Source organism: Kitasatospora cineracea (genome assembly GCF_003751605.1).
GTDB lineage: Bacteria > Actinomycetota > Actinomycetes > Streptomycetales > Streptomycetaceae > Kitasatospora > Kitasatospora cineracea.
On sequence record NZ_RJVJ01000001.1, the window covers coordinates 2,689,974 to 2,714,418 of the forward strand.

The 24,445-nt window shown below is 74.0% G+C and carries 15 protein-coding genes and 1 pseudogene; 8 read left to right on the forward strand and 8 right to left on the reverse strand.

Annotation, left to right across the window (positions count from 1 at the left end; translation table 11 throughout):
- Positions 1 to 510: 510 nt before the first annotated feature.
- Together EDD39_RS40850 and EDD39_RS12390 are read right to left on the reverse strand one after the other, a co-directional pair.
- Positions 511 to 1,635 (reverse strand): annotated as a pseudogene (locus EDD39_RS40850) (helix-turn-helix domain-containing protein); the annotation flags it as partial.
- Positions 1,636 to 2,762: 1,127 nt separating this feature from the next.
- Positions 2,763 to 3,752, reverse strand: coding sequence for an HAD family hydrolase (locus tag EDD39_RS12390; RefSeq protein ID WP_244256695.1), 990 nt, complete (start codon positions 3,750 to 3,752; stop codon positions 2,763 to 2,765).
- Positions 3,753 to 4,692: 940 nt separating this feature from the next.
- On the opposite strand from EDD39_RS12390, the gene EDD39_RS12395 reads away from it, so the two are divergent.
- The 3 genes from EDD39_RS12395 (at position 4,693) to EDD39_RS12405 (ending at position 8,281) form a co-directional block, all read left to right on the forward strand.
- Positions 4,693 to 5,202 carry a universal stress protein gene (locus EDD39_RS12395; protein WP_030462094.1) on the forward strand — a complete coding sequence of 170 codons (510 nt, stop codon included), beginning with the start codon at positions 4,693 to 4,695 and terminating at the stop codon, positions 5,200 to 5,202.
- A gap of 327 nt (positions 5,203 to 5,529) precedes the next feature.
- Positions 5,530 to 7,347: a hypothetical protein gene (locus EDD39_RS39495; RefSeq protein ID WP_162870000.1), complete on the forward strand. Its 1,818-nt coding sequence runs from the start codon at positions 5,530 to 5,532 to the stop codon at positions 7,345 to 7,347.
- Positions 7,348 to 7,486: 139 nt separating this feature from the next.
- Positions 7,487 to 8,281, forward strand: coding sequence for a bestrophin-like domain (locus tag EDD39_RS12405; RefSeq protein ID WP_123555587.1), 795 nt, complete (start codon positions 7,487 to 7,489; stop codon positions 8,279 to 8,281).
- A gap of 10 nt (positions 8,282 to 8,291) precedes the next feature.
- Here the strand turns inward: EDD39_RS12405 and EDD39_RS12410 are convergent, their stop codons facing one another.
- The 4 genes from EDD39_RS12410 to EDD39_RS12425 form a co-directional block, all read right to left on the reverse strand.
- Entirely contained in the window at positions 8,292 to 9,482 is a 1,191-nt protein-coding gene (locus EDD39_RS12410; RefSeq protein ID WP_030462097.1) for an acyl-CoA dehydrogenase family protein, read from the reverse strand.
- A 68-nt stretch (positions 9,483 to 9,550) separates the two neighbouring features.
- The gene (locus tag EDD39_RS12415) at positions 9,551 to 10,579 is read right to left on the reverse strand and encodes a hydroxymethylglutaryl-CoA lyase (protein WP_123555589.1); all 1,029 of its coding nucleotides are present in this window, start codon (positions 10,577 to 10,579) and stop codon (positions 9,551 to 9,553) included.
- Complete coding sequence (locus EDD39_RS12420; RefSeq protein ID WP_123555591.1) at positions 10,576 to 12,756, reverse strand: acetyl/propionyl/methylcrotonyl-CoA carboxylase subunit alpha; 2,181 nt, start codon at positions 12,754 to 12,756, stop codon at positions 10,576 to 10,578. Before EDD39_RS12420 ends, EDD39_RS12415 begins: the two co-directional genes overlap by 4 nt.
- A gap of 92 nt (positions 12,757 to 12,848) precedes the next feature.
- Positions 12,849 to 14,555: a carboxyl transferase domain-containing protein gene (locus EDD39_RS12425; RefSeq protein ID WP_244256696.1), complete on the reverse strand. Its 1,707-nt coding sequence runs from the start codon at positions 14,553 to 14,555 to the stop codon at positions 12,849 to 12,851.
- A gap of 130 nt (positions 14,556 to 14,685) precedes the next feature.
- On the opposite strand from EDD39_RS12425, the gene EDD39_RS12430 reads away from it, so the two are divergent.
- The 3 genes from EDD39_RS12430 to EDD39_RS12440 all read left to right on the forward strand — a co-directional run bounded on the left by EDD39_RS12430 (position 14,686) and on the right by EDD39_RS12440 (position 21,117).
- Positions 14,686 to 15,366 carry a TetR/AcrR family transcriptional regulator gene (locus EDD39_RS12430; RefSeq protein ID WP_123560379.1) on the forward strand — a complete coding sequence of 227 codons (681 nt, stop codon included), beginning with the start codon at positions 14,686 to 14,688 and terminating at the stop codon, positions 15,364 to 15,366.
- 273 nt (positions 15,367 to 15,639) lie between these two features.
- Positions 15,640 to 19,356, forward strand: coding sequence for an ABC transporter ATP-binding protein (locus EDD39_RS12435; RefSeq protein WP_123555593.1), 3,717 nt, complete (start codon positions 15,640 to 15,642; stop codon positions 19,354 to 19,356).
- 318 nt (positions 19,357 to 19,674) lie between these two features.
- Positions 19,675 to 21,117: an MFS transporter gene (locus EDD39_RS12440; RefSeq protein ID WP_208765489.1), complete on the forward strand. Its 1,443-nt coding sequence runs from the start codon at positions 19,675 to 19,677 to the stop codon at positions 21,115 to 21,117.
- Here the strand turns inward: EDD39_RS12440 and EDD39_RS12445 are convergent.
- A complete protein-coding gene (locus EDD39_RS12445; protein ID WP_123555595.1) occupies positions 21,051 to 21,965 on the reverse strand; it encodes an ATP-grasp domain-containing protein in 915 nt (304 codons plus the stop codon). The genes EDD39_RS12440 and EDD39_RS12445 overlap by 67 nt on opposite strands.
- 116 nt (positions 21,966 to 22,081) lie before the next feature.
- On the opposite strand from EDD39_RS12445, the gene EDD39_RS12450 reads away from it, so the two are divergent.
- Entirely contained in the window at positions 22,082 to 22,621 is a 540-nt protein-coding gene (locus EDD39_RS12450) for an NUDIX hydrolase (protein WP_123555597.1), read from the forward strand.
- Between the two features lie 132 nt (positions 22,622 to 22,753).
- A complete protein-coding gene (locus tag EDD39_RS12455; protein ID WP_123560381.1) occupies positions 22,754 to 23,638 on the forward strand; it encodes an IS5 family transposase in 885 nt (294 codons plus the stop codon).
- A 23-nt stretch (positions 23,639 to 23,661) separates the two neighbouring features.
- Here EDD39_RS12455 and EDD39_RS38960 read toward each other — a convergent pair whose 3' ends face one another.
- Positions 23,662 to 24,438 (reverse strand): hypothetical protein, encoded by a 777-nt coding sequence (locus EDD39_RS38960; RefSeq protein WP_148089431.1) that lies wholly within the window; start codon positions 24,436 to 24,438, stop codon positions 23,662 to 23,664.
- Positions 24,439 to 24,445 lie beyond the last annotated feature (7 nt).

The following is a 24,445-nucleotide window of genomic DNA, read 5'->3' on the forward strand; positions in this document are numbered from 1 at the left end:
GCGCTCCGGCTCGACCTCCGGGCGGTGCGCCGCCTGCCGGCCCCGGGCGCTCGGCTGCTCGCCGGCCGGGTCCTCCGCGATGGCGTGCTCCATCGGACGGTCCGGACGCTCCGCCGGACCCGACCCGCGCCCGCCCGGGTACGCCGCGCTCGGCCGCACCGGCTGCCCTGGCGAGGGCTGCGCGTGCGCGTGCGCGGGCGGCGGCCCCTGCAGGGCCCCCGGCTGCCCGCTGCTGCCGGGCTGCCCGCCGTGGCCGGACTGACCGCCGTGCCCGCCGTGGCCCGACTGGCCGGGCTGACCGCCGTACGCGGCCGGGCCGGTGGCGCGGCCCGCGTACCGGGGGTCGCCCGGACGCTCCGGCACCCGCCCGCCGAAGGCGCTCGGCGGCGGACCGGCCTGCGGCGGCACCAGCGGACGCGGACGCTGCCGTCCCGCCGCACCCCCGCCCGCCCCGACCGGCACCCCGCCGACCGGACCGCCCCCGCCCGGCACCTGCTGACCGTTCGTCACCGGGCCGTGCGCGTTGGGACCGTGGGGCGCCGGGACGTGCCCGGCCCGGTCCGCGCCGCGCTCGGCCGGGGCGCCGCCCGGCGCCTGCGCCGCCACCGGACCGCCGACGGCCGGCCGACGGGCCCGGAAGGTGGTCCGGTACGCGGCGGGGGAGACCCCGAGCTGCCGCCGGAAGTGCCCGCGCAGCGCCACCGGCGAACGGAAGCCGCAGCGCCGGGCGACGTCGTCCACCGACAGGTCCGAGGTCTCCAGCAGCCGCTGCGCCTGCAGCACCCGCTGGGTGATCAGCCACTGCAGCGGCGCGCTGCCGGTCAGGGTGCGGAAGCGGCGGTCGAAGGTGCGCCGCGACATGTAGGCGCGGGCCGCCAGCACCTCGACGTCGAACTGCTGGTTGAGGTTCTCCAACGCCCAGGTGACCACCTCGGCCAGCGGGTCGTTGCCGATCTCCTCCGGTAAAGACTGGTCGATGTACTGGGCCTGACCTCCGCCGCCGCGGCGGTTCGGCACCACCAGCCGGCGGGCCAGCGCGTTGGCGGCCTCGGCACCGTGGTCGCTGCGGACCACGTGCAGGCACAGGTCGATGCCGGCCGCGGTGCCCGCGGAGGTGAGCACGTCGCCGTCGTCCACGAACAGCTCGCGCGGGTCGACGTGCACCCGCGGGTAGCGCTTCGCCAGCGTCGGCGCGTACATCCAGTGGGTGGTCGCCGGACGCCCGTCCAGCAGCCCGGCGGCGGCCAGCACGAAGGCGCCGGTGCACAGGCCGATGATCCGGGCCCCCTCGTGGTGGGCCTTGCGCAGCGCGGCGATCGCCTCGACCGGCGGCGGCTGCGAGATCGACCGCCAGGCCGGGACCACGATGGTGCCCGCCCGGGACAGCGCCTCCAGCCCGTACGGGGCGGTCAGCGTCAGGCCGCCGGTGGTGGTCAGCGGGCCCTCCTCACCGGCGCACACCAGCAGCCGGTAGCGGGGGACGCCGGCGTCCTGCCGGTCCACGCCGAACACCGACAGCGGGATCGAACTCTCGAAGATCGGCGCCCCGCTGAACAGCAGCACCGCGACCGTCTCGCGCCGCCGCCGACCGGCCAGCTTGCGCGGGGAGGAGAGCGCACCGGGACCGGCCGCGATCACGTCCGTCGTCGTACCCGTACCCGTGCCCGCGCTGGTGCCCGCGCCCGCGGCGCCGTGCGCGGAGGATGCTGCCGAGAGGGACGGAACCGCGGAGTGCTGACCCGGCGTCATCGCTCCTGGAGCACCCTGGAGCTGGCCGCCACCCGGCCCACCGACCGGCGAACCGGCCGACGCGCCACCGAACTTGCCGAGTCTCGCCGCACCACCGGGATAGGACGACTGCTGGCGACCGTTCTCAGGACCCGCGTCGCTCCTGCTCACCCTGCTCAAGGCGCTCCAGCCCCCTCGGTGGTGTGGTGGTCTCGGCTGCCGCTCTGCGAGCCAAGATCGAATCTACTTGGTGGACCGTTGCCGTTGTGACAAGTTCACCATCCGACGCTATGTCGACATGGCAATTTGGCGTGAAGCATTCGATCACGAAGCGTGGCACCCGTCGACCCCGCTGTGAAGGGGGCGCGGACAACCGTGGCCGGTTGTCGCACGACCTGCCGGTGATTCACCCGCCGACGGTGCGCCCACCGCCCGCTGTGTGCTGCGGATTTGCCCGAACGGCAGGGGAGCGACGCAAGTTGGCCGAAAACCTACGGTTCGAATCGGGGGCGTGAAACCGCCTTCCACGCGCCACAGCGCACACCTGAGCCATGATCCCCGCGCCCCGTCAGCCCCCCGGCCCGGCCTGAACCGGCCACTCCTGAACGCCTCCCACCTCACGCTCAGTCACTTCGGCCCCGCAGTTCCGGTTCTGACCCACCAGCATCACTGCCCCCACCCGCCCCGGCCGCCGCGCCGCTCCACCCCCGCCCCGGACGCCCCGCCCCGCCGGCGCCACCGCCGCACATTCGTCCGAATCCGGCCCCTCCTCGCGGAGCGCCCGCCCGGCCCGCACCCGCTCCGGCCCCCACCGCCGGGTGCCGCGCGCCGACACCGCCCGACCGGACCCGGTACGGAGACGGCGGGGGAGCGCTCCGGGGTTGCCGTGCGGCGCGGACTCAGCCGAATGACGTAGCGTCAACTGCCTTGTTCTGCTTGACGGATGGCTGCTTCGAGCGCCCCCGTGCGGAGCGGTGACGGCTGCCCCGGCGGCGGAACTCCGGGGCTGCGGCAGGGCGATCGGGCGGCCGGGGTCAGCCCGCGGCGGCCGCGGCGTCGCCCCAGCGGGCCTGGGCGGACTCGATCGGGGCAAGCGGCCGGGCCTTCACCAGCGGGACCTGTTGGGCGAGCGGCGTGCTAGCGGCCTTGGCGGCCGGAGTCGATTGGACCGACTGGACTGACTGGACCGTCTGGGGGGCCTGAGTGGACTGGCCGGCCTTGGCGGCCTTGACGGGCAGCGGAGCCAGCCGGGAGGCGGGGATGGCGAGTTGGCCGCGCGACCGCTGTGGCCGTCCCGTCGCAGCTGCGGCGAATCCCCGTCCGGCAGCCGGGTGTTCGCCCGCGGCGAGGATCACCCGCACCGCCTCCGGCAGGCTCGGCGCGCTGACCGTCGGCCGGTAGGCCCGTTCCGCCCACGGCCGGCCGTGGTGCAGCCACGCGCTGCGCAGCCCCGTCGCGGCCGCCCCCGCGATGTCGGCCGGGCCGTAGTCGCCGACCATCCAGGTCTGCGCCTTCCAGTCCCCGGCCGGCCGGAAGTCGCACCGCCGCGCCGCGATCTCGAAGATCAACGGATCCGGTTTCAGGCAGCGGGCCTCCTCCGAGATGACCCAGCCGTCCACCAGGGGGGCGAGCCCGGTCAGCCGGATCTTCTCCAACTGGGGCAGCGTCCCGCCGTTGCTGACGATCCCCAGCGTCCAGCCCGCCTCGCGCGCCTCCCGGAGCGCCGCGACGTGCGAATCCGGGCACTGGATGTGCGAGTTGATGCCGTCCCGGTAGTGCGCGAGCATCGACTCCACCGACCGGTCGATGCCGTAGCGACGCCTCGCCGCACCCAGTACCGTGCTGCGCGGTACGTAGCCGCTGCCGTCGAGCATGACCAGCCAGTCGAGGTCCCCGGCGGGCAGGCCGTTCTCGGTGAGGAAGTCCCCTGCCCAGGCCCGGAACGCGGCGTCCCTGGGCAGCAGGGTGTTGTCGAGGTCGAGCAGGAGCAGCGGCATGCCGAGCATGCTGCCAGCGGCCGCCACGTATGCACCTGGCAATTGCCAAAGGTGGAGGGAAATTCCGCGAATTGGCCGAATCCGGCCGCTACGCACCCAACCCGGACCATGATCCCAAAAGGCCCCGCCCGCGACGCGGAACCCCGGCCCCGCTCGCCGTATCGCCGGACCGGCACCGCCGCCGTGCCGCACGGCGCGAACCGGGCAGGACCCGGGCGCCTGCCTGGTGACGCCTGGCGACGGCCGAGTACGAACCGGGTGCGGGCCGGGTGCGGGCCGGATGCGGGCCGGGCGCGAACCGGGCGCGAACCGGGAGCGGGCCGGGTGCGGGCCGGGTGCGAACCGGGAGCGGGCCGGGTGCGGTCGAGACGACAACTGCCGTGCACCGCCCACGGGCAGGGGCGATGACAGTCGGGTCACGTTGTGTCGGCGCACTGTTGCGCACATCGCGTGTCGTCGGTCAAGCTCCTGGGAACCCGCCGCGAGGGGGCGCACGACGGAGCGCGTCTTTCCCCCACACGCGGGAACCTGATCGCACGAGGGCGCCGTCACTGGGCGGGGCCCGTTCCGAGCCGTACTCTGAAAGGCACAGGTCGCCAACGGTGGTAGTCGTTCGCGGACGCATCGCCACCGCTGCCGTTCCTGCCACCGGGACCGGGCGGTCCGCCGTCGCCTCCCCCTGCGTAGGTCCGTTCCAGTTGAAGAGTTTTGAGCCATGGCCGGTGAAGAGCCTTCCGCTTCTGCCCACGGCAGCCCGCCCGACAGCAGGTCCGCTGTCGGGAAGCCGGGTGCCCCGCCGCCCGCCGATCACCCACGCCCCCCGGACACCCGGCCTGCCGACCCCGGCCCCGGTTCCGGCGGGCCGGTGCCCGGCACCCCTGAACGACGTGACACCTCCGGGAGCGACCGCCCCGGAACGGCGGCGGACGCCGTCGTCGGACCTCGACCCGGTACTGCGGAGGACGCGATGACCGACCGATCCCGTCCCACCGTGGGCCGCCGCGACGGCGAGGGCGAACCGCAGCTCCAGGAACACGGCTCGCGCGCCTGCGACCCGCAGTTCCAGCACGGCGTGGTGGTCGGCTTCGACGGCTCGCTCTCCAGCGAGCGCGCCCTGGCGTACGCCGTCGGCATGGCCCGCCGCTCCCGCTGCGGCCTGGTGATCGTGCACGTCGCCAACCGGCTCCCCACCACCGTCTGGGCCGGCTGCGAGCCGCCCGTCTTCGTGGACCTCCCGGACCAGCGCACCGAGATCCTCGGCCTCGAACTCGCCTGCGCCGACTTCCTCTCCGGCGTCCCCTGGATCCTGGTCGAACGCGGCGGGGACATCTGCCACGAGATCGAGGAAGTCGGCCGCGAGTACGCCGCGGACGCCATCGTGGTCGGCAGCACCCACGGCCTGCTCGGCAAGATCTTCGGCTCGGTCTCCGGCCGACTCGCCCGCCGCGCCAACCGCCCGGTGATCGTCATCCCCTGACCGGCTTGTCTGCCTGTCTGCCTGTCTGCCTGTCTGCCCGCCCCGCCGAGGCCGGTCCGCGCCCTGCCGTGTCGTGTCGTGTCGTGCCGGGCGCGGGCAGGCCCGGTCGGCCGCCCTGGATCCCCTTCCCGCCCTCGCCCGCTGCCGGGCTGCTGGGTGGCGCGCCGCCGTGCCGGGCGGGGCCATTTCCGGCCGTCCTTGCTGGCTCCCGGCAGCGACTGGGGGTGACCGGAGGACAATCCGGCGGTATCGGCCGATCGAGTCGTTCCCGCCCGCCCCGGTGCGCCGTACCGGTGACCGGCCGATTCCCTGATCGATCATGCCGAAGTGACCAATCGTCATATCGACGTACTGACCGCCGGATGGCGGGCCCCCGCAGCCGCGCTCCGCCGCCCCGTGCCTGCCGTGCTCGGGATCGCGCTGCTGGCCCCCGCCCTTCTCGGCACCTGGACGTCGGAACCGGGCACCACCCGCGGCGGCGAGGTGCACGACGAGCTGAGGCTGAGCGTCAGCACCAACGCCAGCACCGACCCCGGCGTGCGGCTCCGGGCCGGGGAGCCCGCCACCCGCACCTACCACCTGAGCAACCACGCCGAGTACCCGCTCGGCGGCGTGCTGCTGAGTGACCCCCAGCTCCCCGGCGGACGACTCGCCTGCGGGGCCGACCGGAGCATCCCGCCCGGTGGTGCCCTCGACTGCACCGCCACCTTCACCGCCGCGGCCGGTCCGCAGGCCGCCCAGGTCGCGGCGGTCGCGGACGCCCCCGACCACCTGCCGCAGGCGCACGCCGACGCATCCGCCGGCTACCTGGGCATCACCGCGGGCCTCCGCCTCACCCGGGTGGGCACCCCCTCGGGCACGGGCCTATCCCACCGGTCCGCACCCCGGACGTCCCCGCCCGGCACCACCGAACCCGCGGCCGGGCCTGCCTCCGGGGCCGCAGCGACCCGGCCCGGTGCATCGACCCGGGCGCTGCCCGGAGCCGCGCCCGGCCTGGTGTCCGACGTCGGCGGAACCATCGAACTCCAGTACCGCCTGGAGGCGTTCGGCGATGTCCCGATCACCGGAGCCTCGATCACCGAGGGGCTGCCCGGCCTGGGCGCGGTGAACTGCGCGGGCCCCGACGGCGGGCGCACCCTCGCTCCCGGACAGGCCGTCGACTGTCGCGCGGCCGGCACCGCCCGTCCGGGACGCCAGACCGGCAGGGCCCGGGCCGACGGCCTGGCGGACGACGCGACCGTCGGCCCGGACGGCACCCGCCAAGCACCCCGCCAGGTCTCCGCCGAGGCGGACGGCGCCTACGACGGCCTACGACCGACCCCGCCCACCCCGGAACCGGCCGGCCCGGCCACTGGTGCTGGCTCCAGCCCTGGCGCCAGCACCGGCATCGGACCTGGCTCGACCACCGGCACCGGCACCGGCACCGGCACCGGCACCGGAATCGGAACCGGCACCGTGTCCGGCTCCGGCCCTGCAACCGGCCCGGGGTCGAACTCGGGGCCGGGCACGACAGGGACCGGCGGCACCACAGGCTCGGGCACACCCCCGAGCCTGTCGAGTGACGCCGTCCCACCGGGGCTGTTCCCGGTCTCCGTCCCGCCCGGCACCCGCCCGGCGGCTGCCGGGGTCGGACAGCAGCCCGCCGCAGCGCAGGCGCAACCCGCGGCGGGAGCCCAGGCCCTGGCGGGGCAGCTACTCGCGCCGTTCCTCCCCGGGCAGGCCCCGGCCCTGCTGCCGGGCGGAACCGCCTTCGCCAGGCCCGCCTCACCCTTCGCCGCACCGGGACCGTCCGGCACGGCAAACCTCCTCTCCGGAAACCCGGCGACAACGAACACGACGGGCAACCAGACCGCAGCAGCAGCCGCCGCAGCCACAGCCGCCACTGCATCCGGCCCGAGCCGGCCGGCCGGCCAGGAGTCCGGTGCCGCCGCGGGCCGGCCGCAGTCGGCGCCCGCCGTGGGCCGGACCGCGGGCGGGCAGGCGGAGAGCCAGTTCGCGCAGGAGGACTGGCCCCCGGGGGAGGAGGACGACACCTGGGACGGAACCGAGGTGATGATGCTGCTGCTGGCGATCGTCCTCCCGGTGCTGTGCGTCCTGGCAGCGGCGTTCACCGTACGGACCCGGGGACGGCGGGGACGGTGGTGATGACGGCGAACGGAACTGCGAAGCCGGATACGGAGACGGAAACGAAGCCGGGCACAGCCACACCCACACCCACACCCGCAGCCACGGACATGAACGCAGGCAGCAGCCAGAGCGTGGCCACGAGCGCGGCCGGGCCGAGATGCTGACCGTTGCCGTCGCCGCCGTGTCGGGCGCGGTGCTGGCGCTGGTCATCGGCCTGCTGCTGGGGCGGACCAAGCGGGCGCGGGAAGGGGCGACGACACCGCAGGCGATGTCTTTCGCCGGGGCGGCGATCCTCGGCTTCTTCGCACTCTTCCTGGGGTTCAGCATCGCCGGCACCTGGCAGCAGCTGAACTCGGCGCGCCAGCACACCTACGAGGAGTCGCGGGCCCTCACGGAGGCGTACTGGACCGCCGGCGGTCTGCCCGACGTCGATCGGCCCGTGGTGCGGGACAGGCTGCGGTCCTACACCAGGGTGGTGATCGACGACGAGTGGGCCGCCATGCAGCACGGCACCGGGAGTCAGGCCGCCTGGCGGGCGGTCGACCAGGTGCGGGCCGCGGTCGACCGGGCCGCGGTGCACAGCCAGGTCGAGGCGAGTGCTCGGACCGATGTGCTGCGGAGCCTGTCCGAGGTCAACGCCAAGCGGAACGCGCGGCTGGGTGATCTCCGTGCGTCGGTGCCCGTCCTGGCGATCGGCGGCCTGCTGGTGGGGGCGGTGTTCGTCCTGGCGACCCCCTCGGTGATCGGGCTGACCTCCAACCCGCGGAACCTGGTGCTGATGTGCTTCGTGGGCGCCTCCGTGGCGTTCGGGGTGAGCATGGTGGCGGTGATGAGCGGGCCGTTCTCCGGCGCGGTGCGGATCCAACCGACGGCGTTCCAACTGGCGTTGGAGCGCTACGACCAGATCGACAAGGACGCCGGGGCGTCGGCCCTGCCCCCGTTCCTGCCCTGAACGGTGTGGTTCAGGACGTCATGCCGAGTTCACGTGCGATGAGCATCCGCTGGACCTCCGAAGTGCCTTCGCCGATTTCCAGGATCTTGCAGTCGCGCCACATGCGGGCGACCGGGTACTCGTTCATGAAGCCGTAGCCGCCGTGGATCTGGGTCGCCTCGCGGGCGTTGTCGACCGCGGCTTCGGACGCGTACAGCTTGGCGATGGCTGCCTCCTTCTTGAAGGGCTCGGAGTGCAGCAGCCGGGAGGCGGCGTCCCGCCAGGCCAGGCGGGAGATGTGCGCGCGCGTCTCCATGTCGGCGAGCTTGAACTGGATGACCTGGTTGGCGCCGATCGCCCGGCCGAAGGCGCGGCGGGTGCCGGCGTACGAGAGGGACTGGTCCACGCACCCCTGGGCCAGGCCGGTGGCCAGGGCCGCGATGGCGATGCGGCCCTCGTCGAGGATGCGCAGGAACTGGGCGTAGCCGCGGCCTCGGCGTCCCAGCAGGTTGGCCGCGGGTACTCGACATTCGGTGAAGGACAGTTCGCGGGTGTCGGAGGCGTTCCACCCGACCTTCGAATACTTCTTCGACACCTGGAACCCGGGAGTCCCAGTGGGAACGATGATGGAGGAGATTTCCCTGGTGGGCGAGTGATTTGACGATCCGTCACTCGAATGTGTGATCGGTTCGGTCAGTGCGGTGACGGTGACCAGGCCGGTGATGTCGGTGCCGGAGTTGGTGATGAAGCACTTGCTGCCGTTGATCACCCACTCGTCGGTGGCCTCGTCGTAGCGCGCCGTGGTCCGGGTCGCCCCGGCGTCCGTGCCGCCCTCGGGCTCGGTCAGGCCGAAGGCGCCGAGGACCTCGCCGGAGGTCAGCTTCGGCAGCCACTCGCGCTTCTGCTCCTCGGTGCCGAAGAGGTGGATCGGCATCGCGCCGAGCGAGACCGCCGCCTCCAGGGTGATCGCCACCGAGGAGTCGACCCGGGCCAGCTCCTCCAGGACCAGGCAGAGCGCGAAGTAGTCGCCGCCCATGCCGCCGTACTCCTCCGGGAAGGGCAGCCCGAACAGGCCCATCCGCCCCATTTCCCGGATGATTTCGTACGGGAATTCATTCTGCTCGTAGTATTCGCCGATCTTCGGCGCGATCACATCGTTGGCGAACTCCGCGACGGTGCTGCGGAGTTCCTCGTACTCACTGCTCAGGCGGTGGTCGAGCACGGCTGATCCTCCCGGGATCGCGGCCTGGTGGGCCTGGTGGAGGTGGGGAGTTCGGAGGGTGTCGGGGATCAGGCCGTCGGCCCGAGCAGGGCGCGGACGGTCCTCGACGGGCTGGGGCGACCGAGGTGACGGGCCATCCAGCCGCTGGTCGCGGCGAGTGCCGCGAGGTCCACGCCGGTCTCGATGCCCAGGCCGTGCAGCATCCAGACGAGGTCCTCGGTGGCCAGGTTGCCGGTCGCGCTCTTGGCGTACGGGCAGCCGCCGAGGCCGCCGGCCGACGCGTCCACCACGGTCACGCCGGAGCGCAGCGCCGCCAGGGTGTTGGCGAGCGCCTGCCCGTAGGTGTCGTGGAAGTGCACGGCCAGTTGTCCGACCGGCACGCCGGAACGGGTGAACGCGTCGATCAGTGCGTTGACGTGGCCGGGGGTGGCGACGCCGATGGTGTCGCCGAGGCTCAGCTCGGCGCAGCCCATCTCCAGCAGCGCCAGGCCGTGGCGGACCACCTGGTCGACCGGGACGGGGCCCTCCCAGGGGTCGCCGAAGCACATCGACAGGTAGCCGCGCACCGGGATCCCGGCCCCCGTGGCGCGCTCGACCACCGGGCGGAACATCGCCATCGCCTCGTCCGCCGAGCGGTTGAGGTTGCGCCTGGCGAAGGTCTCGGTGGCGCTGGCGAACACCGCGACCTCGCCGGCGTGGTGCGCCAGCGCCCGGTCCAGCCCGCGCTCGTTGGGCACCAGCACGGGCAGCCGCAGGCCCGGGTGGCGCGCGGGCAGGTCGGCCAGCCGGGGCATCAGCTCCTCGGCGTCCGCCAACTGCGGCACCCACTTGGGGTGGACGAAGCTGGTGGCCTCGACGGTGCGCAGCCCGGCGGCGGCCAGCCGGGCGATGAACTCGGCCTTCACCTCGACGGGCACGAGGGCGGACTCGTTCTGCAGCCCGTCGCGCGCGCCGACCTCGTGGATCCGGACCCGCGCGGGCAGCCCGGGGTCGCGCACCGGCTGCGGCAGGCCGAGTTCCAGCACGGTCGGTTCGGCCGTCCCGGCCGCTCCTGCCGTCGCGCGGGCCGTGGCCGGTTCGGACGGGGTGGCGTTCATCGGACCGCCTCCGGGAGGGGCTCGGCGGGGACGGACGGGTCCTCGGCGGCCGTGACGGTCACCAGGGGCGCGTCCATGGCGACGGTCGCGCCGGCCGCCACCCGGAGGTCGTCGACGGTGCCGTCGTGCGGCGCGGAGATGACGTGCTCCATCTTCATGGCCTCCAGCACCAGCAGGGCCTGGCCCCGGCGGACCTGCTCGCCGGGCTCGACCTTGACCACGGTGACGGTGCCGGGCATCGGCGCGGTGAGGGTGCCGTGGTGGGCGGTGCCGGCCGCGGCGCGCTCGGCGATTGCATCGAACGGGTGAACGGGCCAGGCGTCCCCGTCGATGCCGAGCCAGTGGACGACGCCGTCCGCGGTGCGCTCCGAAGCGACCGTGAAAGTGGCCTGCAGCCCGTCAACCGCAAGGCGCAGCAGGTCTCCGTCGAGGGTCGCGCGGGCCCGCCGGACGGGTCCGCCGTCCAGCCGCACCTCCCAGTCGGGGGAGGCCGCCGCGGAAAAACCGATAGCGCTCTCGATTTCACCACTGGTAGTCATTCGGCAGCTCACGGTGACCGGTTCGCGGCCGGGAAGCCGGAGCCGGTGCGTGGTCCACGCGGCCTCGCCACCGAGCCGCCAGCCCGAGGGGAGGGAGAAGGGGTCGGTCCAGCCGTCGGAGGCGTTGGCGCGGCCGAGTTCGAGCTGCCGCAGCAGTGCGGCGGCGAAGTGGAGCAGGTCGACCGATCCGGGACGGGTGTACGGGGAGCTCAGCAGGGAGGCGTCCTGCTGCGCGCTGCGTTCCACCAGGCCGGTGTCGAGCCGCCCTGCCGCCACCTCGGGCTGCGCCAGCAGCCGGCGCAGGTAGCCGGTGTTGGTGGTGACGCCCAGGATGCGGGTCTCGGCGAGTGCGGCCCGCAGCCGACGGATCGCGGTCGGGCGGTCGGGCCCGTACGCGATCACCTTGGCGAGCATCGGGTCGTACAGGCTGCCGATCCGGTCACCGGGTGCGATTCCGGAGTCCATCCGGACGCCCTCCCCGGAGGGCTCGTCCAGCAGCAGTACCTCGCCGCCGGTGGGCAGGAAGTCCCGTTCCGGGTCCTCGGCGCAGATCCGGGCCTCGATCGCGTGGCCCAGGAAGGAGACGTCCGACTGAGCGAACGGCAGCGCCTCGCCCGCGGCGACGCGCAGCTGCCACTCGACCAGGTCGAGCCGTTGCGGGCCGTCGGGCCCGGCCACGGCGACGGCGAGTTCGGTGACGGGGTGTTCCACCTGGAGGCGGGTGTTCATCTCCATGAAGAAGAAGTCGAGGACGTCGTCCGCGCCCGGTCCCGCGGGATCGCCGCCGGGGACGATGAACTCGACCGTGCCGGCGCCGGTGTAGCCGCAGGCTTCGGCGGCGCGCACCGCGGCCGCGCCCATCGCGGCGCGGGTACTCGGGTTCAACAGGACGGAAGGGGCCTCTTCGATGAGCTTCTGATGGCGGCGCTGCAGACTGCACTCGCGCTCGCCGAGGTGGACGGTCCGGCCGTGGGTGTCGGCCAGGACCTGCACCTCGATGTGCCGGGGCTGGTCGACCCAGCGCTCCAGCAGCAGGGTGTCGTCGCCGAACGCGGTGCGGGCCACCCGGCGGGCCGCGGCGAGCTCGGCGGGCAGCTCGGCCGGGTCGCGGACCAGCCGCATGCCCTTGCCGCCGCCGCCGGCCGAGGGCTTGAGCAGCACCGGGTAGCCGATCCGGGTCGCCGCCTCGATCAGCTGCTCGTCGCTGGGCGAGCCGTCCTCGCTGCCGGGGACGACGGGCACCCCGGCGGCCCGGACGGCCTCCTTGGCGTTGATCTTGTCGCCCATCAGTTCCACCGCGGCCGGCGGCGGACCGATGAAGACCAGCCCGGCCTGCGTGCAGGCCTCGGCGAACGCGGAGTTCTCGGCGAGGAACCCGTAGCCGGGGTGGACGGCCTGCGCGCCGGTCCGGCGGGCGGCGTCCAGGATCAGGTCGGCGCGCAGGTACGTCTCGGCGGCCGAGCTGTCGCTGCGGTCGGCGGGCCCGAGCCGGACCGCGAGGTCGGCGGCCCGGACGTGCGGGGCGTCGGCGTCCGCGTCGCTGTGCACGGCGACCGACCGCACGCCCAGCCGCCGGAGAGTGCGGATCACCCGCAGCGCGATCTCGCCGCGGTTGGCGACGAGCACGGTGTCGAACATGAGAGGTGTTCCTCCGTCACGAAGGGAACGGTGAGCGGGTTGACGATGCGTCATGAGTGGTGATCCGGCGGTCGCGCCGGTCCGGCGGAGCGTCACATCCGGAAGACCCCGAACGGGCGCGGTTCGGCGAGCGGGGCGTTGGCGCAGGCGGTGAGCGCCAGGCCGAGCGCGGTCCGGGTCTGCAGCGGGTCGATCACACCGTCGTCCCACAGTCGGGCGGTGGCGTAGTACGCGTTGCCCTGCTGCTCGTACTGCTCGCGGACGGGGCGCTTGAACTCGTCCTCGTCCTCGGCGGACCAGTGCTCGCCGCGGGCCTCCAACTGGTCGCGGCGCACCGTGGCCAGCACCGACGCCGCCTGCTCGCCGCCCATCACGGAGATCTTCGCGTTCGGCCACATCCACAGGAAGCGGGGTGAGTAGGCCCGGCCGCACATCGAGTAGTTGCCCGCCCCGTACGAGCCGCCGATCACCACCGTCAGCTTGGGCACCCGGGTGCAGGCCACCGCGGTGACCATCTTGGCGCCGTGCTTGGCGATGCCGCCGGCCTCGTACTGGCGGCCCACCATGAAACCGGTGATGTTCTGCAGGAAGAGGAGGGGGATGCCGCGCTGGTCGCACAACTCGATGAAGTGCGCGCCCTTGAGCGCGGACTCGGCGAACAGGACGCCGTTGTTGGCGACGATGCCGACCGGGTGGCCGTGGATCCGGGCGAACCCGGTCACCAGGGTGGTGCCGTACTCGGCCTTGAACTCGGCGAACCGGCTGCCGTCCACCAGCCGGGCGATCACCTCGCGCACGTCGTAGGGGGTGCGCGGGTCGACCGGCACCACGCCGTACAACCCGGCCGGGTCGACCGCGGGCGGCTCGACCGGGGCGAGCGGCCACGGCTTGGCGGCGCGCGGGCCCAGCCCGGCCACGATGGTGCGGACGATGGAGAGCGCGTGCGCGTCGTCCTCCGCCAGGTGGTCGGTCACGCCCGAGGTGCGGGAGTGGAGGTCGCCGCCGCCGAGCTCCTCGGCGGTCACCACCTCGCCGGTGGCGGCCTTCACCAGCGGCGGCCCGCCCAGGAAGATGGTGCCCTGGTTGCGGACGATCACGGCCTCGTCGCTCATCGCCGGGACGTACGCGCCGCCCGCGGTGCAGGAGCCCAGCACCGCCGCGATCTGCGGGATCCCGGCGGCGGACAGGCGCGCCTGGTTGTAGAAGATCCGCCCGAAGTGGTCGCGGTCGGGGAACACCTCGTCCTGCATCGGCAGGAACGCCCCGCCGGAGTCCACCAGGTAGACGCAGGGCAGCCGGTTCTCCAGGGCCACCTCCTGCGCGCGCAGGTGCTTCTTCACCGTCATCGGGTAGTAGGTGCCGCCCTTGACCGTGGCGTCGTTCGCCACCATCAGGACCTCGCGTCCGGCGACCCGGCCGATCCCGGCGATCACCCCGGCCGCCGGGGCGGCTCCGCCGTACAGCCCGTCGGCGGCGAGCGGCGCCAGCTCGAGGAACGGCGAGCCGGGGTCGAGCAGGGTGTCCACCCGCTCCCGGGGCAGCAGTTTGCCGCGGGCGGTGTGCTTGGCGCGCGCCTTCTCGCCGCCGCCGAGCGCCGCCGCGGCGAGCTTGCCGCGCAGTTCGGCGACCAGTTGGCGGTGGGCCTGCGCGTTGGCCAGCCCGGCGGGGGAGGACGGGTCGACCGTGCCCTCCAGCCGGGGGGCCGGGGCGTCGGCGGCGCTGAACGGCGGGACGACCGGCGCGGTGCTCCGCGAAGGGGCGGAGGACCACGGAGGGGTCTGTGCCGAAGAGAGGACCATCCCAAGAGCTCCCTTGCCCTCGGATTCGGATCGGGGCAGGCCGAAGGGCGAGTCGGCCAGCCCGTGTTAATGAGCGTTAACTCTGTGGCCAGGTTAACCATCGATAACCCGACTGTCTACGATGGGCAGCATGCCCAACCGCTCCACCGCCCCCGCGCTCCCACGCCGTGACCAGATCCGGAAAGAGGCAGCCAGGCTGTTCGCCGCGCGCGGCTTCCTCGGGGTCGGCGTCGACGAGATCGGCAAGGCGGTCGGCATCAGCGGCCCCGGGCTGTACCGGCACTTCGCGGGCAAGGACGCGATGCTCGCCGACCTCCTGGTCGGCATCAGCGAGCGCCTGCTCGACGAGGGGCGCCGCCGCGAGGGCGAGGCCGCCGGGCCGCGCGCCGCGCTGGACTCCCTGATCGACGGGCACATCGACTTCGCCCTGGACGACCGGGACCTGATCACCCTCCACGACCGCGAACTGCTCCACCTCAAGGAGGACGACCGCCGCCGGGTCCGCCGGCTCCAGCGCGGCTACGTCGAACTCTGGGTCGCCGTGGTGCGCGAGGCGTTCCCGCCGCTGGCCGCGCCGGAGGCGGGGCCGGTCGCCCGCGCCGCCGTGCACGCGGTCTTCGGCCTGCTCAACTCCACCCCGCACAGTGCCGCGCCGCAGCCGGCCCAGAACGCGCAGGGGGCCCAGGCCGACTCCGGCCCCGAGCGCTCCGGGCTGGCCCGCGACAGCATGGCGGCCCTGCTGCGCGCACTCGCCCAGGGGGCGTTCGCGGCGGCCGCCGCAGAGGTCGGACAGGCCCGGCCGGGCGCCTGATCCACCGGCCGGACGACGGCGCCCCGCAGGCGGGGGCCGACTCCCCGCGGGCGGGTGCCGGCCCCCCTCGCGGGCGGCCGGGGTGAGGCTGGCTACACCCTCCGCCTAGGACGATCGGCTGATCCAGGTCTAGCCGATCGCCCGAGGCGCACCCCCGCGCAGCACGGGCAACCTGGAGACGGGAAGGAAGCTCGGCCCGAGGTCGTTCAGCTTCCCATGCGCCCCTCGAATCCGATGGACGCTCAACCGGCCGAATGGTTAGCATCACTAAATATGCCCGAGACTCATGGTTTCCCAGAGCGAAGTTGGCTCCGCCGACTCGGCGGCTACTGCTGGCGCTACCGTCGCAACCTGCTGCTCTCCTTCGGAGCGTCGCTGGTGGGCATGGCGGTCACCGCGATCGTCCCGCTCATCACCAAGCTGATCATCGATGACGTGATCACCACGCACAGCCGTCCGCTCACCCCGTGGGCGGTGCTGCTGCTGGTCGCGGCAGCGGTGGTGTTCCTCTGCACCCAGATCCGGCGCTACTACGGCGGCCAGCTCGCGCTGGACGTCCAGCACGACATGCGGGCCGACCTGTTCCGCTCGCTGACCAGGCTCGACGGCCACCGGCAGGACCGGCTGGACACCGGACAGGTGGTCGGCCGGGCCACCTCCGACCTGCAACTGGTCAACGGCCTGCTGTCGATGCTGCCGATGATGACGGGCTACGCCCTGATGTTCGGCATGTCGCTGGTGGTCATGCTCTGGCTGTCCCTGCCGCTCACCCTGATCGCCCTGGTGATGGGCCCGGCCCTGTGGTGGCTGGCCACCCTCAGCCGCAAGCGCCTGTTCCCCGCCACCTGGGCCGCCCAGCAGCAGGCCGCCGAGGTCGCGGGCGTGGTGGACGCCGCGATCGGCGGCGTCCGGGTGGTCAAGGGCTTCGGCCAGGAGGCCCAGGAGCGCGGCAAGCTGGAGCGCGTCTCGCGCGAGCTGTTCGCCGCCCGGCTCCGGTCGATCAGGCTGAACGCCCGCTACACCCCGGCCATGCAGGCCGTCCCCGCGCTCGGGCAGGTCGCGGTGCTCGCCGCCGGCGGCTGGCTGGCCGTCCGGGGAGACGTCACGCTCGGCACCTTCGTCGCCTTCTCCACCTACCTGGCGCAGATGACCGGCCCGGTGCGGATGCTCGCCATGGTGATCACCGTCGGCCAGCAGGCCCGCGCCGGAGTGGAGCGCGTCCTGCAGCTGATCGACCAGCGCCCGCTGGTCTCCGACGCCCCCGACGCCCGCCCGCTCGACCCGGCCGCCGCCCCGTCCGGCACCCCCGCGCTCGAACTCGACCGGGTCGACTTCCACTACCGCGCCGAGGAGCACCCCGAGCCGGGCAGCGTCCCCGAGGGCGTCCCGGTGCTGGAGGGCCTCAGCCTGCGGCTCGCCCAGGGGGAGACGCTGGCGCTGGTCGGCGCGTCCGGCTCCGGCAAGTCCACCGTCGCCCAGCTGGTGCCGCGCTTCTACGACCCCACCTCCGGCACGGTCCGGCTGTTCGGGCAGGACGTCCGCGAGGCCACCCTCGACTCGGTGCGCGCCGCCATCGGCATCGTCCCCGAGGAGAGCTTCCTGTTCTCCGAGAGCGTCCGGACGAACATCGCCTACGGGCACCCCGACGCCACCGAGGAGCAGATCGAGGCCGCCGCCCGGATCGCCCAGGCCGACGGCTTCATCCGGGAGCTCCCCGAGGGCTACGACACCAAGGTCGGCGAACAGGGGCTGACCCTCTCCGGCGGCCAGCGCCAGCGCATCGCGCTCGCCCGGGCCGTCCTCACCGACCCGAGCATCCTGCTGCTCGACGACGCCACCTCCGCGGTCGACCCGCAGATCGAGGCGGAGATCCACGACGCGCTGCACAGCGTGATGGCCGGCCGCACCACCCTGCTGATCGCCCACCGCCGCTCCACCCTCCAGCTCGCCGACCGGATCGCCGTCCTGGACGCCGGCCGGCTGATCGACCTCGGCACGCACGAGGAACTCACCGCCCGATGTCCGCGCTACCGGTCGCTGATCACCGACCCGGAGGCGCTGGCCGCCCCCGCCCCGGTGGCCGAAGCGGAGACCACGGCACCGGCCGCCGCGGCCGAGACCGCCGCACCGGTCGACGAGAAGTCCGGCGCGGACGCCGAACTGCTCGCCAAGGTCGCCGCCCTGGCACCCGCGACTGACACCCCCGACATCCCGGTCGAACAGGCCGAGGCCGCCGACCCCGGGTTCGGCCTGGCCCGGCTGCTCGCCCCCTTCCGCCGCCCCCTGCTGCTCGCCCTGCTCCTGGTCGCGCTGGACACCGCCGCCGGGCTCACCCTGCCCGTCCTGATCCGGCACGGCATCGACGACGGCGTCAGCAAGGCCGCGATCGGCGGCGTCGCGGTCGCCTCCCTGCTGGCCCTCGTCGTGGTCCTGCTCGACTGGCTGGTGCAGGCCACCGAGAGCCAGGTCTCCGGCCGCACCGGCGAACGCGTCCTCTACACGCTGCGGCTGAAGATCTTCGCGCACCTCAACAGGCTCGGCCTCGACTACTACGAGCGGGAACTGACCGGCCGGATCATGACGCGGATGACCACCGACGTCGACTCCATCTCCTCCTTCCTGCAGACCGGCGTGGTCACCGCGGTGGTCAGCGTCTTCACCTTCTTCGGCATCTTCGCCGCACTGATCGTGATCGACCCCGGCCTCGCCCTGGTGGTCTTCGCGGTGCTCCCGCCGCTGGTCATCGCCACGCTGGTGTTCCGCAAGAAGTCCGCCCAGCAGTACCAGGTCTCCCGGGACCTGATCAGCACCGTCAACGCGGACCTGCAGGAGAACGTCGCCGGCATGCGGATCGTGCAGGCCTTCCGTCGGCAGGACACCAACACCGAGCGGTTCGTCGAGCGGGGCCTCGCCTACCGCCACGCCCGGGCCAGGGCCCAGCTCTACATCTCGCTGTACTTCCCGTTCGTGCAGTTCCTCTCCAGCGTCGCCTCCGCCCTGGTGCTGATCGCCGGAGCCTCCCGGGTCGACGACGGCACCCTCACCATCGGCGCCCTGGTCGCCTACCTGCTCTACATCGACCTGTTCTTCGCACCCGTCAACCAGCTCTCGCAGATCTTCGACGGCTACCAGCAGGCCGCCGTCGGCCTCGGCCGGATCCGCGACCTGATGCGCACCCCCACCAGCACCCCCCAGGCCGAACACCCCGTCCCGGTCGGCCCGCTGCGCGGCGAGATCGACTTCCGGAACGTCAGCTTCGCCTACAACGGCGGCGGCGAGGGCAACCCCGAGGTGCTCTCCGGCATCGACCTGCACATCCCGCCCGGCCAGACCGTCGCCCTGGTCGGCGAGACCGGCGCGGGCAAGTCCACCTTGGTCAAACTGGTCGCCCGGTTCTACGACGCCACCGGCGGCATCCTCCGGGTGGACGGCACCGACCTCACCGACTACGACCTGGACGGGTACCGGCACCGGCTCGGCGTCGTCCCGCAGGAGGCCTACCTCTTCGCCGGGACGGTCCGCGACGCCATCGCCTACGGCCGTCCCGAGGCGAGCGACGCCGAGGTCGAAGCGGCAGCCGAGGCGGTCGGCGCCCACGACATGATCACCCGACTGACCGGCGGCTACCGCCACCAGGTCGCCCCCCGGGGCCGCAACCTCTCCGCGGGCCAGCGCCAGCTCATCGCCCTCGCCCGCGCCGAACTGGTCGACCCCGACATCCTGCTCCTCGACGAGGCCACCGCCGCACTCGACCTCGCCACCGAAGCCGCCGTCAACCACGCCGCCGACCGGCTCAGCGGCGGACGCACCACCCTGGTCATCGCCCACCGGCTCACCACCGCCGAACGAGCCGACCGGGTCGTCGTCCTCGACCACGGCCGAATAGTCGAGGACGGCACCCACACCGAACTGCTCGACCGCGACGGCGCCTACGCCAAGCTGTGGAGCGCCTTCATCGCGGAGGGCCACCCGACACCCGCCCTCGGCTGAGCCGTCGATCCGTCGATCCGTCGATCCGTCGATCCGTCGATCCGCTGAGCCGTCGCGGCCGACGGCTCCCGCGCCCGCCCCCGTGAACCGGCGGGCGCGGAACGGCAGGTACGGGACGGTGGGCGCGAGGGTCATCGGCCTTGGCGTGAAAGGGCCGTTCGATCACGGATCTGTCTCGGGCCGGACGCAACCGGGTCGCTCGGCGGTTGCGACTCGGCCACCGGCCACCACCACCGGCGGCACGCCTGGTACACAGAACGGGCGACCGATCGAGGGGACGGGAGCACCACCCCGTCACCCGGTCGAGAGGCCACGCCCATGCGCCCACGCGCGTCCGCGCCGCCCACGGTCGCCCTCTACGCGGCCGGCCAACTGCCCGCCTACCTGCTGCCCACCCTGGTGGGCCGCCTCACCGGCGGGCTCGGCCTGACCTCCACCCAGGCCGGCGCCCTCGGCAGCACCCTGCTGCTCGCGTCCGCCACCGCCGCACTCCTGCTCGCCGGGCGGGTCACCGCCCTCGGCCCGGGCCGGACCGCCCGAACCGGCCTCGGCCTGCTCGGGCTCGGCTGCGCCCTCGCCGCCACCGGACCGCACCTGCCACTGCTCGCCGCGGCCCTGGCCACGGCCGGTCTCGGCGCGGGCACCGCCATCGCCGTCGCCACCACGGCCCTCGCCGGGGCGCCCGACCCGCACCGCACCACCGTCCGCGCCCTGCTCGCCACTTCGGGCACCGCAGCCGGCCTCTACCTGCTGCTCCCGCACCTCGGCACCGGACCGGCCGCGCCCTTCACCGCCCTCGCCCTGACCGCCCTGGCCGCCGCCGTCCCGACCGGCGGACGCCCCGACCGCCGGTCCGGACCGGCCCGGGCGCTGCGGTGCGGCAACCCGGTGAAGCGGGGTGCCGGAACGCGGACCGGAGCCGCCGTCGCGCTGATCCTGACCGTCCCGTTCTGGTCGATGGCGCAGAACGCGCTCTGGGGCATCAGCGGCCAGCTGGGGCACCGCCAGGCCGGATTGGGGGAGGGCTCCCTCGGCCTGGTGTTCGCGCTGGCCCTGTTCGGCGGCCTGCTGGGCGTGACCGCAGCGGGCGCGCTCGGCAGCAGGATCGGCCGCGCGCTCCCGATCGGACTCGGCACCCTGGTGATCGCCGGGTGCGCCCTGCTGACCGGCACGGCCCGCGGCCCGGTCGCGTTCACCACCGGCGAGTTGCTCTGGAACCTGCTCCACCCGCTGGTGCTCAGCCACCTGCTCGGCCTCGCCGCCGCCCTCGACCCGAGCGGTCGCCGCGCCGTCCAGACCGCCGCCGCCTCCGCCCTCGGCGTCGCCTGCGGCCCCCTGGTCGGCACCGCGTTGGCGAGCGGCGTCGGCTACCCCGGCACGGGCGCGCTGCTCGCGGCCCTGCTGGCGGTCGGCGCCGGACCGCTTACCCTGGCCGCCCTCCCGCGCGGGCCCCGCCGCTCCCTCGTCCCCGGGCCCGCGTCCGGACGGCCGCCCCGCCGCCGGACCACCGGCCGACGCCCCGCCGGGACCGGGCCCGCCGTCCGCCGAACCGTCGCCCACCCCGCCCCGGCGCGCCCCACCGACGTGCGCCCCGTTGCAGCCCGCCCCGTCGTCCGGATCCCGGAGCAGCGCCGGCCGGCGCCGACCGCCCACCCGGACGGACACCCGGACAGCAGCCGCACCGCCCGCTCCGGCTACGCCTCCAGCAGTGCCCGGAACAGCGCCTCGAGGTCCACCCCGGACGGCAGTTCGCTGACCTGACCGTCCCCGACCTCCACCACCCGCCACCGGTCGGCCCCGGCCGTCGGCTCCCCGGCGTCCGCCGGTCCGGCCCCGGCGCGGAGGGCCAGGTCGGTGGTGACGAACCGGCAGCCCAGCAGGCGGACCAGCGGGCGGACGGCGGACAGGTCGGGTTCGACCCGGTGCGCGGGGCTGTCGGGGTGCGGCCCGACCAGCACCGGCTCGCCGTCCAGCCACCAGACCCGGGCCTCCTCCGCCCGCCCGTCCGCGGCCCGCACGAACCGCTCGAAGCGGCGCACCACCAGCCCGCCCGCCAGGAACTCGCCCTGCAGCTCCGCGAAGCGCGCCGCCACGCGCTCCAGCGCGTCGAGGTCGGCCAGCTCGGGCACGTAACAGGCCTCGGCCCACTCGTGCTTGCGGGACTTCACGTAGTCCTTGACCACCGCGGGCCCCCGCCCGCCCAGGGCCGCGGCGGCCCCGGCCAGCGCGCGCCGGTCCCAGCCGGTGCCGGGCAGCCAGCTGCTGGCGGGCGTCAGCGGTTCGAACGTCCGGTACCAGCCGGGCAGTTCATGGGCGGTCGCGTAGGCGGCCGGTCCGGTCAGCAGCGGGCGGCCGAGGGCGGTTAGGGCCGCGGCGAGTTCGGCGTACCGGGCGGTCGGGATCATCCAGCCCCGGTACCACAGCGGCCCCGGACCGGCCGGGACGCGGCGGACGGCAGCCCCGACGTCCCCGGCGAGCAGCGCGTCGTGGTCGAGCAGGACGTGGCCGCCGCCCACCGCCCGGACGGCCTGGGCCTCCCAGGCGAAGTGCGGGTCCACCCGGCGGGGGAGGAGCGGGTCGGACGGAAGGATGACGGCGGGCTCGACCATGCGGCTCAGATTAGGTCCACCGATCGGTGGAGGGGCCGGAAATCCCTTGGCCTCGCCGGGAGATCAGCCCGAAAACCCGATCGACACCCCGTTCCGACCTCTGCCAGGGTGACCGCATGGGATGGATCACAGCACGTCGGAGACGCACGGGTGAGCGGCGCCCCCGGCAAGCGGCGCGGACGGTGGTGCTCTCACCGGAGGGTGAGGTGTTCCTGTTCCGGTCGGACAACTCCGAAGTCGGGGTGCACTGGAACGCCCCGGGCGGCGGCCTGGAACCGGGTGAGACCCCGGTCGAGGGGGCCCTCCGGGAACTGCACGAGGAGACCGGCTGGACCGACCTCCGGCCCGGCGCACTCGTCTGCACCTGGGAACACGACTTCACCTGGCACGGCACCCCGGTCCGCCAGCACGAGCACATCTTCCTGACCCACGGCCCGCGGCGTGAGCCGGGAGACGTGGCGGCGGTCCACCGGGTCGACGGCATCCTCGGCTGGCGCTGGTGGACACCGGCCGAACTCGCCGCGCCGGACGCCGACCCGCTCTGGCCGCCGAACCTGTCCGGCCTGCTCGCCGCCATCCGGGCCGCGGCACCCGACCCGATCGAACCCGTCCACCTCGGCCACGTCCCCAACCCCAGCCGCAGCAGAGGAAACTGACGAGCACTCAACCGTCCAACGGCCGCGCCACGTGCGCGGACCGACTCAGAAAGTGTGGGGTAATTGAGCAACTGCGTGGCGTGATCCACTGGCGGTGATCTTCGCGGTCGGGTGTCCGCGAAGATCACCGCCATGTGCGGCTGTGTCTGTAAGCCGTCGTATGACTCGTCGTTGACGGATGCTCAGTGGGCGGTGATTGAGCCGCTGCTGCCGCGGCGGGATCCGCGCCGGGCGGGCCGGCCGCTGAAGTTCCCGCGCCGGCTGATCGTGGACACCGTGCTGTACGTGCTGGTCAGCGGTTGCGCGTGGCGGCTGGTGCCGCATGATCTGGCGCCGTGGGACGCCGCCTACCGCTGGTTTCGCGTCTGGACGGCGGACGGGACGTGGGACCGGGTCCACGGCGCGCTGCGCGAGCGGGTCCGGGTGGCGGATGGTCGGGATCCGCAGCCGTCGGCCGCGGTGCTGGACTCGCAGTCGGCCCGCAGCCACCAGGGCGGGCAGGCTGTCGGCTACGACGCGGGCAAGCGGGTGCGGGGCCGCAAGCGGCACCTGCTGGTGGACACCTGCGGACTCGTGCTGCGGGCGGTGGTGCACTCGGCCTCGGTCCAGGACCGGGCGGGCGCGAAGCTGGTCCTCGCCGGTGTCAGGGAGCTGTTTCCGCAGCTCGGACTGGTCTGGGTCGACGGTGGCTACGTCAACTCCGTGGACGCGGGCCTGGTGGGCTGGGCGGCGGACCGCGAGAGGCTGGAGATCGTGGCGGTGCCGCGCAACGCGGATGTGAAAGGCTTCCGGGTGCTGCCCCGCAGGTGGGTGGTGGAGCGGACATTCTCCTGGCTGGGACGGTGCAGACGGTTGGCGAGGGACTACGAGCGCAAGACCGCGCACGCCGAGGCGATGATCAAGGTCGCCATGATCCGCCTCATGGCCGCCCGCCTCGCCGGCGAGGAGATCGAACCGCGCGGCCCCATCGAGACCGAAGCAGCACGTCGCCTCGCCGACGACCTCAACAATCAGTAATCAGCTAATTACCCCACACTTTCTCAGCGGAGCTGGCGCCGACCCCGCCGACGCCCACGAGCCGCCGGTATCTCGGCCCGCCAATCGCGCAGCCCGAGCTCCCGGTCGTGCACCGCCTCCGGGTTGATCACCACCGACAGCCGCGCCGAACGGAGCTCCTCCGGGCCCAGCCCGGTCGAACGCTGCAACTGCTCGGTGGGAACCGACACCGCGATGGCCGGCCGCCACTCCGGCAGCACCACCTGGCAGGTGCCGGAACCGAACCGCAGCAACTCCGCCGACACCCGGCGGTCCGGAGCCCGCCCCCCCTGACCACTGCTCTCGCCCGACCCGGGCGATCCACCGATCAGCACCCCCATCGGCACCCCGACCAGATCCACCGGCACGCCACCGGCCCCGGCCGCAGCCTCCTCCACCGCCGCCACGCGGAACCCGTCCGGCACCGCCGGCACCGCCCGCACCTGACTCAACCGCCGCGAAGGCGCGGGCCGCCGCTGCGGACGCGCCGGCCCCGCCGGGCCGCCGACGCCCCAGGCCCCCGGCGACCACTCGACCACCCCTGGAGCCGCCGCACCCGAGCGCACAGCCGCACCCGCACCTGCACCCGTACTTGCCCGCGCCCCCGTGTCCGAGCCCTCGCCGTCCGTCACCGGTTCGCCCACCACCGGTCCGCCCGGCGTCGCCGACCCGGGCGGCACCCAGTCGTACCCGGCGCCGCGGCCAGCCGAACCCGCCTGCACCGCAAGGCGGTTGGCGTCAGCGTGCGGCCGGTCCGACGCGTTCTGTTCGCGCGAGGTCATGGCTGGG